Genomic DNA, 10,534 nt, shown 5'->3' with positions numbered 1-10,534 from the left:
TCCGTGGGCTGGATGGGAGTTGGCTCCCGTATGAGTGGGCAGGCGGCGACTCGTGGTTCCCAGAGGATCGCTCACTCCAGTACTTCACGATACGCTGGTGGGCTTAACTTCCGTGTTCGGAATGGGTACGGGTGTTCCCCCACCGCTCTGGCCGCCTTTACGCCGACTCTCGGAGTCGAACCGAGACTCTCTTCGAACCGTCACTCGTGACGGACGAAGCGAGATGCCTGTGTCGGTCTGGTTCGATACCAACCGTGTAAATCGTGCGATCCAGATACCGCCTGAACTCATGCGAGTCGTGGCGCGTCAGCGCCAATGAATGTGGCTCGGTCTGTTAGTGCTCGTGGGCTTAACACCTCGTTGCCTCGGTGCGTACACCCCGAGTCTATCGAACTCGTCTTCTACGAGTGACCTCTGTGGTACCTCTTTTCCATGTGGGTTTCGAGCTTAGATGCGTTCAGCTCTTACCCCGTGTCGCGTGGCTACTCGGCATCTGCCCTCTCGGACAACCGATACACCAGTGGCGACCAAACGTAGTTCCTCTCGTACTATACGTTCGTTCACGTCAGGTACCTCACACCCCCAATAGATAGCAGCCGACCTGTCTCACGACGGTCTAAACCCAGCTCACGACCTCCTTTAATAGGCGAACAACCTCACCCTTGCCCGCGTCTGCACGGGCAGGATGGAGGGAACCGACATCGAGGTAGCAAGCCACTCGGTCGATATGTGCTCTTGCGAGTGACGACTCTGTTATCCCTAAGGTAGCTTTTCTGTCATCTACGGGTCCCATTCCGGAACCTCGTAGGTTCGCTAGACCACGCTTTCGCGTCAGCGTTCCTCGTTGGGAAGAACACTGTCAGACCATCTTTTGCTCTTGCGCTCTTCGCCGGATTCCCGACCCGGCTGAGATGATCTTCGGGCGCGCTCGATATCTTTTCGAGCGCGTACCGCCCCAGTCAAACTGCCCGGCTACCGGTGTACTCCTCCCGGAGTGAGAGTCGCAGTCACCGACGGGTAGTATTTCAATGCTGTCTCGGTGGCGTGCTGGCGCACGTACCTGTGTAACGACTCCTACCTATGCTGCACATCGGCGACCACGTCTCAGCGACAGCCTGCAGTAAAGCTCTATAGGGTCTTCGCTTCCCCTTGGGGGTCTCCAGACTCCGCACTGGAACGTACAGTTCACCGGGTCCAACGTTGGGACAGTGGCGCTCTCGTTTATCCATTCATGCAAGCCGCTACTGAAGCGGCAAGGTACTACGCTACCTTAAGAGGGTCATAGTTACCCCCGCCGTTGACGGGTCCTTCGTCCTCTTGTACGAGGTGTTCAGATACCCGCACTGGGCAGGATTCAGTGACCGTACGAGTCCTTGCGGATTTGCGGTCACCTGTGTTGTTACTAGACAGTCGGAGCGCCCGAGTCACTGCGACCTGCTCCGTCGAGAGCAGGCATCCCTTCTTCCGAAGGTACGGGACTAACTTGCCGAATTCCCTAACGTCGGTTCTCCCGACAGGCCTTGCCTTGCGCTGGCAGAGCACCTGTGTCGGATCTCGGTACGGACATCATGCTTGCCTTTTCACGGGCCCTATGTACGGCTGACTTTCGCTATTTCGCGTTTCGCTCGCTTCGTGCCGTGACGGCGTCCACGAGTTTCCACGATTTGACCGGGCGAGTGCCCGGCTCAGCGTTCCACACGGCGTCGGCGTTTACTGCATAATGGCGCTGGAATATTAACCAGCTTCCCGTCGGTGTAGTCAAGTTGTGGTACACCTTAGGACCGGCTAACCCTCGGCTGAACGGCAGTGCCGAGGAACCCTTGCTCTTCAGGCCGTCGAGGTTCTCACCCGACTATCGCTGCTACTGTGACCAGGATTGTCGTTACTGGACGGTCCACACGAGCTCTCGCCCGGGCTTCCGTCCGACCAGTACGCCAACCTACGCGGTTGCCCTTTCACGGGCACGGCCAGGTCTCGGTGGTAGATTTGAGCCCCGATCATTTTGGGCGCCTCAAACCTCGGCCGGTAAGCTGTTACGCTTTTCTTAGCGGGTAGCTGCTTCTAAGCTCACCTCCCGGCTGTTTAGGGCTTGAGACCACCTTCGAATCGCACTTAATCTACACTTTGGGACCTTAACCCGGCTCTGGGTTGTTCCCCTCACGGTACACAGGCTTACCCCGCGCACCGGACTCCCTTCGTCTGCGGCGCCTGCGGGTTTGGAGTTCGACAGGATGGCCGACTCCTCTCGGAGGCGGGTCATCCAATCGGTAGCTCTACCCCGCGGGCTACCTCGGAAGAGGTCATGCTTCGACATGTTTCGGTTGGAACCAGCTGTTGCCAGGCTCGATGGGCCTTTCACCCCTACACACGAGTCACGAGAGGATATTGTAGAATACCAACTCTAACAGGCCTCCACGTGGCTTTCGCCACGCTTCACCTTGCTCGCGCGTAGATCGCCTGGTTTCGGGTCGCACCCAATTGACTCCCCGCGCTTGAACACGGTGGCCCTCGCAATGCTGCGGCCGTATCGGTTTCCCTGCGCCTTCCCCGGTTCACGGGTTAGACTCGCCAATCAAGTGCACTCCCTGGGTCGTTTTTCAAAACGCACGACACGACGCCGGCTCGTCTCTCTTCCTACTAGAGAATCGCTTCTCGGTCGTTTTGAGAGACGCCTTGTACGCCCTGTCGCTCGATCGCCAGCTGATTTCAGGCCCTATTGCACCGCCCTTTTCGGGGTGCTTTTCAGCGTTCGCTCACGCTACTTGTTCGCTATCGGTCTCGAGGAGTGTTTAGCCTTCTCAGGGGATGCCTGAGATGTTCACAGAGGATATCCGACCCCTGCTACTCTGGATTTGACGCCAACGGTACTGTTCTCTCATACGGGGTTGTCACCCTGTTTCACGCTCCGTTCCAGGAGACTTCTGAGAGAGTGTCGCGTTTTGATTGTCAACCCGAACACCACATTGGTCCGAAGACCTTCGGTTTGGGCTGTGTCGCGTTTACTCGCGGTTACTGACGACATCGCGTTTGCGTTCTTTTCCTGCCCTTACTGAGATGTTTCAATTCAGGGCGTTCCCTATTGCGCGTGGCAATTGTTGAACGGATTCCGATTGGGAGATCTCGTGTTCTTTCCCTCCATGCGGGTCCCACGAGCTTTTCGCAGCTTGGCACGTCCGTCGTCGGCTCTCGAGCCGAGCCATTCACCAGCTGGCACAGTAGCCAGTAGTGTGTCAGCCAACTCTCCGAAGAGAGTGCTGACGGTGTCAAGTGACATAGTGTCACCCGACTGTATATGGTTCACTGACGTTCCACGAACTCGGATGAGTTCAGTGGACGTCTGGATCGCACGTATACACGGTTGTCATTGAATCGCCCCGGGTGTGACGGGGCGTTCGTCGAACCCTTCCCATCCGCGGTTTCCCGGGATGGTGCATCGGTCGTCGTGTTCGAACCGAGTCGCGTCTCCCACTTAAGGGGACGGATTCGGTCCGAACGGACATGGACTCACTGGGATTCGAACCCAGGGCATCCTCCTTGCAAGGGAGGCACTCTACCGCTGAGCTATGAGCCCACCTTCCCTAGCGGGAAGGTCTGGTGTGTGATGTGTGTGAGCCGTGGTCGTTCTAAAGTGTCCAAGCCGGTGGGTGGCGGACGACACAGTCCAATGCGAATGAGTAGTGACCGTCGTGGTGACGGTCGTAAGGTGAGCCTCCCAAAGGGAGGTCTCGGGTCGGTGGAGGTGATCCAGCCGCAGATTCCCCTACGGCTACCTTGTTACGACTTAAGCCCCCTTGCGAAGCCCAGATTCGACGTACGAGGTACGCCTCATCCGGACCTCACTCGGGTGCTTTGACGGGCGGTGTGTGCAAGGAGCAGGGACGTATTCACCGCGCGCTTGTGACACGCGATTACTACCGAATCCAGCTTCATGTGGGCGAGTTGCAGCCCACAATCCGAACTACGATCAGGTTTCTGAGATTACCGTCTCCTTTCGGAGTAGGAACCCTTTGTCCTGACCATTGTAGCCCGCGTGTTGCCCAGCACATTCGGGGCATACTGACCTACCGTTGCCCGTTCCTTCCTCCGTGTTAGCCACGGCGGTCTCCCTACTGTCCCCAGCTACCTCGCGGTACTGCTGGCAAGTAAGGATGCGGGTCTCGCTCGTTGCCTGACTTAACAGGACGCCTCACGGTACGAGCTGACGGCGGCCATGCACCTCCTCTCTGAAACTCGGACAAGGTCATCAACCTGGTCGTCATTATTACAGTCGATGCTGGTGAGATGTCCGGCGTTGAGTCCAATTAAACCGCAGGCTCCTCCGGTTGTAGTGCTCCCCCGCCAATTCCTTTAAGTTTCATCCTTGCGGACGTACTTCCCAGGCGGCCTGCTTAGCGGCTTCCCTACGGCACAGCACCCACTCGTAGTGGGAGCCACACCTAGCAGGCATTGTTTACGGCCAGGACTACCCGGGTATCTAATCCGGTTCGAGACCCTGGCTTTCGTCCCTCACTGTCGGATCCGTTCTCGCGACGTGCTTTCGCCATCGGCGGTCCGTCCAGGATTACGGGATTTCACTCCTACCCCGGACGTACCCGTCGCGCCTTCCGGTCCCAAGCCACGCAGTTTCTACCGGGCGCCCACCTGTTGAGCAGGTGGATTTCCCGATGGACTTGCGCGGCCAGCTACGGACGCTTTAGGCCCAATAAGATCGGCCATCACTTGGGCTGCCGGTATTACCGCGGCGGCTGGCACCGGTCTTGCCCAGCCCTTATTCTGGTACCACCTTACGGTACCGAAAAGCACAGGCGCTATGCCTGTGCACTTGGGATCCCCCTATCGCACTGTCGTGCAGTGTAAAGGTTTCGCGCCTGCTGCGCCCCGTAGGGCCCGGAATCTTGTCTCAGATTCCGTCTCCGGGTTCTCACTCTCATGACCCGTACCGATTATTGGCACGGTGGGCCGTTACCCCACCGTCTACCTAATCGGCCGCAGCCACATCCTTCGGCGCCGGAGCGTTTGGCATACCACTCATTCCAGTGGTGGTATGGTATACACTATTAGCCTCAGTTTCCCGAGGGTATTGTGTTCCGAAGGGTAGTTTGGCCACGTGTTACTGAGCTATTCGCCACGAGTCTGAACTCGTGCGACTAGCATGGCTAAATCGGATCCCAATAGCAATGGCCTCCGGCAGGATCAACCGGAATGAATATCCTTCAGGCCTGATTCCCGGCCTGAAGGGGGTGTTGGCGGGTGTCAACGATGCTGTTGACACACCATTGCATTGGTCTGTGTGGTGTCCGGGCACCCAACGGCTTGGATGGCACCGAACGACCACGGCTCACATCAGATCACCGCTTACGCCGGAGCGCAGGGGGCGTGATCCTCATCCTTCGCGGACCTGAACGTACCGGACGACGGGTCATAAACCCATCGGAACGGTACGGGTCCAGCGAAACCGGGCCGAGTTGAACGGCCCGAGTCCGCGATGCGTTCTTCGCATTTCTTCGAATGCCCGGGTTGTACTTAACCCCGTCGAACCATCTGCGCCACGTCATGCGATTTCATGCCGAGAGAAACGAGACAACTGACCGTATCGGAGCGAAGCGGAGACGAGTCTGTCCGGGACGGTAGCTCTGTCGCGACAGGGTGATCAACCCTGAAGCCTCTCGGCCGAGCAAGGGTGAAAACGAGAGATCTGGATCGGAGCGTCCGAGGAGCTACTCTTCGTCGAGGTACTCGATGCCCTGCTTCGAGACGTTGGCCTTGGTGATGTCGTCGAGATCGTTGAGCCAGAAGTTGTCGTCCGCCTCGTCGACTTCGGGGGCGCTGTCTTTCCAGGCCCACCCCTCGTACTCGTGGACTTTCTGGGTCCCCTTTTCGCGGAGACGGAGTGTCGTTCGATCCGCCTCCTCTTCCGAGGGCGCCGGTTCGAGGGTTCGAGCCGCCTTGAGGGCCGCCTGACGCGGCATGTTGCCCGAGAACTCACTCGGTTCCGATCCGTCTTCTTCCCGAAGGGCAAAGTTTCGCTTACCGTCTTCACGTACCATGGTTTTGCCTCCGTGTGACACCAGCACACAGTGTGTAATAAATATATCGGGGAAATGAAAGCTGTACGGCACAATTTTTATATACTACCTCGACGGCGGCTGGCGGTTTGAGGTCGATAGCGAGAGCGAAGCCGCCGATCCTCGGCGATTCGCGTGATCGTTCAGCTCGCGCGACACGTCGATTCGGGTTCGCGAGGAAGAGTTCTGCCCGCCAGTCACTCGCGGATCGGCCGCTACCGATTTCCTCGACGCGACGCGCATACGCGCGACTCACCGGAGGACGAATGCGCGTAAACAACACTTATGTGTCTGCTATGGCGAAGTGCGACAAGTACACCCGCGATGGTCCGTAAAAAGAAGCTCAGCCCCAGTGGCGCTAAGGACGACGAGGGGGAGTATCACAACGTCCACGTGAACCTCCACGAAGACGAGCTCGCCGTCGCCGGCATGGAGATCGGCGACGAGGTGTTCGTCCGGGTCCGAGACGGGAAGATAATTATCCAGAAGGCTGACGCCAACCCGGAACAGCTCGAACACGACTTCTGAAACGGACCGCCGGGTTCCACCGAAGCGATTCCCGCGAGCGACCGCGACGCGCACCGCGGTCGGCGGATTGATTGTCGCTCGTGACGAGGTCCAGACGATGGGCGCGTACGACCTGTTGAAACCGGCGCTGTTTCGACTGCCGCCGGAGACCGCACACGGACTGATTCATCGACTGCTCGACGGCGTTCAGGGGACCCCGGTCGGCTCGGTGCTCGCCGATCGCTACGCCGTCGACGACGAGCGCCTCGCGGTCGACGCGTTCGGGTCGGCGTTCCCGAACCCCGTGGGCGTCGCCGCCGGGTTCGACAAGAACGCGCACGTGCCGCGAGCGCTGGCGTCGCTCGGATTCGGTCACGTCGAGGTCGGCGGCGTCACCGCCGAGCGACAGCCCGGGAACTCGCGCCCGCGACTGTTCCGACTGCGGGAGGACGAAGCGCTCGTCAACCGGATGGGGTTCAACAACGAAGGGGCAGACAGGGTGGGCGAGCGCCTCGATCGCGACCCCCTGCCCGACGTGCCGGTCGGGATCAACATCGGGAAATCGAAGTCGACGCCGCTGGACGAGGCGCCGGACGACTACCTGTACACGTACGAGCGCGTCGCGGACGCGGGCGACTACTTCGTCGTCAACGTCTCCAGCCCCAACACGCCGGGCCTCCGCGAGCTCCAGAACCGCGACGCCTTGGAGCGCATCCTCGGGACGCTTGCCGACGCCGGCGCCGACCCGCTGCTGGTGAAGCTTTCCCCGGACCTCCCGGAGCCGGCGGTCGAAGACGCGCTCGGGGTCGTCGACGACCTCGACCTCGACGGCGTCATCGCGACCAACACGACCACGTCGCGCCCAGACTCGCTGCGGAGCCACAACAGAGCCGAACGGGGCGGCCTCTCGGGGAAGCCGATCGAATCGCTCTCGACGGAGCGGGTACGCTTCGTCGCGGAGCGCACGGACGTCCCGGTGATCGGTGTGGGCGGAATCTCCGACGCCGCGGGCGCCTACGAGAAGATACGGGCGGGCGCCTCGCTGGTCCAGCTGTACACGGGACTGGTTTACGAGGGGCCGGGGCTCGCGCGCGACGTCAACGGGGGGCTCCTCGAACTGCTCGAACGCGACGGGTTCGACTCGGTCGACGAGGCGGTCGGCGCGGACCTGTGACAGAGTCGGAAATCGGGAAGAAGAAACGACCTACGCGTCGTTGCGGACGATGACGACGACGTCGTCCGCCTGAAGCAGCTCGCCCTCGCCCTGATACTGCCGTTCCTCTTCGACCGCGAACTCGTCGCCCACGAGCGTGACGTCCGCGACGCGGAGTTCGTCGCCGTCGAGCTCGTACTCCTCTTGGGCGATGGCGGCCTCGATGTCGCCGACCTGGTCGCCGTATTTCGGGCCGACGGTGGCGTAATCGAGGTCGATACCCGTGATCACCGTCTCGACGGGCGCGTCGCCGTCGGGGTGGACCGCGAGGTCGTCGACGTGCATCACGCCGGTGATGTCGTCCTCGAAGCCGCGCACGTCGGCGTACACCTCCACCGCGTCGAGCGCGGCGGTGAGCGGGAGCTGGTTTTCGCTTTTGTACTTCCGGAGGGCGCCGACGACGGCGGTCGCGGCGGTCCCGGCGTCGCGGTCGGCCTCGACCCCGAGCGGTTCGGGCCAGTCGGCGAGGTGGATCGACTCGCTCGCGCCGTCGGCGAGGGCGGTCCCCTCGGCCTCGGAAGCGCCGGCAGTCGCGTCGGGCACGGCGTCCGCGTACATATCGTGCCACAGCTCCTCGGTCACGTGCGCGAGGAGGGGCGCGAACAGCTTCAGGAACCGGCGATGCGCGGTCCGGAGGGTGTACGCGGCCGCGTCGTCCTCGCGCTGTTTCGCGATCTCGAGGTAGTCGTCACAGAACGTGTTCCAGAAGAAGCTCCGGAGCTCGTCGCGCGCCTTCGAGAACGCCCGGTCGTCGAGGAGCTCGGTGAGCCGCTCGATTTCGGCGTCGAGTTCGGCGAGGAGCCAGCGGTCGAGCTCGCGGAGGCCGCCCTCGGGCTCGGCCGGGAACGGCTCCGGCGCGAGCGACTCGACGAGCTTCGAGGCGTTCCACAGCTTCCGGATCAGCTTCTCGCCCGCGCGGAGGTCCTTCTCCTTGAACGGGAAGTCGTCGCCGACGGCGGTGCCGGCCGCCCAGTAGCGCGTGGCGTCGACCGGGAACTCCTCGAGGACCGCCTCGGGCTCGACGACGTTGCCGACGGACTTCGACATCTTCTCTCGGTTCTCGTCGAGGACGTGCCCGTTGATCATCGTCTCCTCGAACGGGACCTCGCCGGTGTGCTCGTAACACTTGACGAGCGTGTGGAACAGCCAGAAGCTGATGATGTCGTGGCCCTGCGGTCGGAGGTCGAACCGGTACAGCTCCGGGTGCTCCATCGTGAACTCCTCGGCCGTCTCGTCCCAGTCCCAGCCGGCGTTGATAAGGGGGGTTAGGCTGGACGTCGCCCACGTGTCGAGCACGTCGTCCTCGGGCTCGAACGCGTCGTGGCCGCACTCGGGGCAGGCGTCGACCGGCGGGTCGTCGGAGAGGGGGTCGACGGGCAGGTCGGCCTTCTCGGCGATGATCTCCTCGCCGCAGTCCTCGCAGTACCACACCGGGAACGGGATGCCGGAGGAGCGCTGCCGGGAGATGAGCCAGTCCCACTGGAGCCCCTCGACCCAGTGTTCGTACCGGGTGAACATCTTCTCGGGCGACCACTCCATCTCCCGGCCGACCTCGAGGTACTCGTCCGTCTTGTCGAGCATCTCGATGTACCACTGCTCGGTGACGAGGAACTCGACGCTCGTCCCGCAGCGCTCGTGGACGTTGACGGTGTGGGTGATGTCGCGGCGGTCTAAGAGTGCGCCCGCCTCGTCGAGGTCCTCGACGATGGCCTCGCCGGCCTCGTCGGCGTGGAGCCCCTCGTACGTCTCCGCGACGTCGGTCATGTGCCCGGACTCGTCGATGGCGACCCGGAGGTCCAGGTCGTGGACCTGGTACCACTCGATGTCGTTCTGGTCGCCGAACGTACAGCACATCACGACCCCGGAGCCCGTCTCCATGTCGACGCGCTCGTCCGCGATGATCGGCACCTCGTGGCCAAACAGCGGGACCTCGGCGGACTCGCCGACGAGGGGCTGGTTCTCGTCGTCGTCCGGGTGGACGAAGACGGCGACACAGGCCGGGAGGAGCTCGGGGCGCGTCGTCGAGATGACGAACTCTTCGGGGTCGCCGCCGTCACCGCCGCTCCCGGCGACGGTGAAGGCGATATCGTTGAAGTGGCTGGCCTGCTCGTCGTCTTCGGTCTCGACCTGCGAGATGGCGGTCTCGCACTCGGGACACCAGATTGCGGGGGCCTTCTCGCGGTACTCACGGCCCTGCTCGTAGAGGTCGACGAACGACAGCTGCGAGACGCGCTGGACGCGCGGCTCGATCGTCTGGTACGTGTGGTTCCAGTCGACGGAGACGCCGAGCGACTGGACGTTCTCGGTGAACTGCTCCTCGTAGTTGGCACAGACCTCGCGGCACTTCGCCTGGAACTCCCGGCGCTCGAACTCCTGGTGGCGGATGTCGAGCTCGTCTTCCGTCAGGCGCTCGGAGGCGATGCCGTTGTCGTCGTAGCCGAACGGGAAGAACGTCTCCCCGCCGTTCATGCGCTCGAAGCGCGCGACGAAGTCCTGGAGGGTGAACCCGTACAGGTGGCCCATGTGGAGGCTCCCCGATACCGTCGGCGGGGGCGTGTCGATGGAGAAGACGGTGTTCGGATCGACCGGGTCGTCGGCGTCGTAGGCGTACGTCTCCTCGTCGACCCAGCGCCGCTGCCAGCGCGGCTCGACGGCGTCGGGGTCGTACTCACCACTGGGCATTTCGGTCACACGTTCCGCCGGTTCCCCCTTAACGGCCTCGGTTGTGCGGGGCGACGCGGTGCGAGGG

The 10,534-nt window shown here is 62.0% G+C and carries 4 protein-coding genes, 1 tRNA gene and 3 rRNA genes; 2 read left to right on the top strand and 6 right to left on the bottom strand.

Translation table 11 applies throughout. The features are described 5' to 3' along the window. Nucleotides 1–37: 37 nt before the first annotated feature. The 5 genes from rrf to F3H13_RS11435 all read right to left on the bottom strand — a co-directional run bounded on the left by rrf (nt 38) and on the right by F3H13_RS11435 (nt 6,047). Nucleotides 38–159, bottom strand: a 5S ribosomal RNA gene (gene rrf, locus F3H13_RS11455). A 157-nt stretch (nt 160–316) separates the two neighbouring features. Beyond that, a 23S ribosomal RNA gene (locus tag F3H13_RS11450) occupies nt 317–3,228 on the bottom strand. 271 nt (nt 3,229–3,499) lie between these two features. Then, nucleotides 3,500–3,571 (bottom strand) — tRNA-Ala (locus tag F3H13_RS11445). Nucleotides 3,572–3,734: 163 nt separating this feature from the next. Further along, nucleotides 3,735–5,204, bottom strand: a 16S ribosomal RNA gene (locus F3H13_RS11440). Together the 16S, 23S and 5S rRNA genes with 1 tRNA gene alongside form the textbook arrangement of a ribosomal RNA operon. Nucleotides 5,205–5,717: 513 nt before the next feature. Continuing rightward, a complete protein-coding gene (locus tag F3H13_RS11435; protein ID WP_149799156.1) occupies nt 5,718–6,047 on the bottom strand; it encodes a non-histone chromosomal MC1 family protein in 330 nt (109 codons plus the stop codon). Nucleotides 6,048–6,389: 342 nt separating this feature from the next. Here F3H13_RS11435 and F3H13_RS11430 point away from each other — a divergent pair, with 342 nt between their 5' ends. Further along, entirely contained in the window at nt 6,390–6,593 is a 204-nt protein-coding gene (locus tag F3H13_RS11430) for a hypothetical protein (protein WP_049931938.1), read from the top strand. 97 nt (nt 6,594–6,690) lie between these two features. Next, nucleotides 6,691–7,746 (top strand): quinone-dependent dihydroorotate dehydrogenase, encoded by a 1,056-nt coding sequence (locus F3H13_RS11425; RefSeq protein ID WP_149799155.1) that lies wholly within the window; start codon nt 6,691–6,693, stop codon nt 7,744–7,746. A 30-nt stretch (nt 7,747–7,776) separates the two neighbouring features. On the opposite strand, the gene F3H13_RS11420 is transcribed toward F3H13_RS11425, so the two are convergent. Further along, nucleotides 7,777–10,467, bottom strand: a complete 2,691-nt coding sequence (locus tag F3H13_RS11420) for a valine--tRNA ligase (protein ID WP_149799154.1) — start codon at nt 10,465–10,467, stop codon at nt 7,777–7,779. Between the last annotated feature and the right edge of the window lie 67 nt (nt 10,468–10,534).

This window comes from Halorubrum xinjiangense (assembly GCF_900102375.1).
Taxonomy (GTDB): domain Archaea; phylum Halobacteriota; class Halobacteria; order Halobacteriales; family Haloferacaceae; genus Halorubrum; species Halorubrum xinjiangense.
Note: the sequence above shows the minus strand (reverse complement) of the source record. Positions and strands in the feature narration are given on the sequence as shown.